This window comes from Rhizobium sp. BK060 (assembly GCF_014193145.1).
In the GTDB taxonomy this organism is placed as follows: domain Bacteria; phylum Pseudomonadota; class Alphaproteobacteria; order Rhizobiales; family Rhizobiaceae; genus Rhizobium.
The window spans coordinates 1-1368 of record NZ_JACHYW010000071.1; the positions used below are offsets into that span (position 1 = coordinate 1).

Below are 1368 nucleotides of genomic sequence, written 5' to 3' on the forward strand. Positions count from 1 at the left end.
ATTCTCCATCTGTGGACGCCCCGGTGAATGCAAGAAGAGTTTCGGGCGGCAGTACGCGTAGTCGGGTGCTGACATCTGTCCGGCCTTTCGCGCGACCGTTCATCCGTCGCTGGCCCGTATGGGAGTTCGCGGATCGGGTTCCAAATCAATTCGGCGTGCTCGAAGCACTCCGGAGAATACTGGTTTTCCCGACCCCGTCTCATCGACTGTTGCGCCATACCTTCCATTGACCTTCCTACATCTCGACGACCTCTGGCCGGGCGGTTATGCCGCCACAGCTGGAGCTTTATAGACGCCGCCCTTTGCCATAAGTGCCCATACGATGCGGGCCATCTTGTTGGCGAGAGCGACTGTCACAAGCATGGGTGGCTTGCGGGCAAGCATGCGCCCGAGCCACGAGCTTTCTGGAGTGCCGCGCCGGCGAGCCTGCAGCACCACAGCGCTTGCACCAATGATGAGCAGGCGGCGTAGTGTTCGCTCTCCCATCTTCGATGTCTCGCCGAGCTTTTGCTTGCCGCCGGTGGAGCGCTGCAATGGTGTTAAACCCAGCCAGGCTGCAAAGTCGCGGCCTCGCCTGAAGCCGGTAGCTTCTGGGGCAAGGGCGATCAAAGCCGTCGCGGTAATTGGACCGACACCGGGAACGGTTACCAACCGCCGTGCGTCTTCGTCTTCTCGGGCACGCCGAGCGATTTCGACATCCAGTTTCTGGATCCTTTGGTCGAGCGACTTCAGAGTATCAACCAGAATGGCGAGGGCCATGCGTGCGGCCTCCGGCAACTTGCTCCTGGAATCCTCCACGTGCAAAACAAGTCTGGTGACGTGGGTCGGGCCCTGGGCAACAATCAGTCCGTATTCCGCCAGGTGACCCCGCAAGGCATTGATCGTCTGGGTACGTTGCCGCACCAGCAAATCGCGCGCCCGAAACACGGCCGCGCTTGCCTGCTGCTCCTCGCTCTTAACCGTTACAAAGCGCATCGTCGGGCGCTGCGCTGCCTCGCAGATCGCCTCGGCATCGGCGGCATCGTTCTTCTGGCGCTTTACAAAAGGCTTTACATAGGCAGGGGCAATCAGGCGAACCGTGTGGCCGAGTTTGCCGATCTCACGTGCCCAATAATGCGCGCTGGAGCAGGCTTCCATCGCGACGATGCACGCCGGCTGTCCGGCAAAAAAGCCGAGCAGCTTGTCCCGTCGCAGTTGCTTGCGGAAAACGACAGCGCCAGCGGTATCCGCTCCGTGCACCTGAAAGACATTCTTGGCCAAATCCAATCCAATCATGCTAACGTTCATTTCGGACGTCTCCTCTGTTGTGGCGGTTAACATCCACCATGCTGGCACATTCGATGCCGTCGAGGGGCGTCCACCCCATCA

The 1368-nt window shown here is 60.1% G+C and carries 1 protein-coding gene; it reads right to left on the bottom strand.

All coding sequences use genetic code 11. The annotated features are described in order from the left end of the window. Positions 1-264 precede the first annotated feature (264 nt). Positions 265-1287: an IS110 family transposase gene (locus tag FHT71_RS31160; RefSeq protein WP_183723308.1), complete on the bottom strand. Its 1023-nt coding sequence runs from the start codon at positions 1285-1287 to the stop codon at positions 265-267. Between the last annotated feature and the right edge of the window lie 81 nt (positions 1288-1368).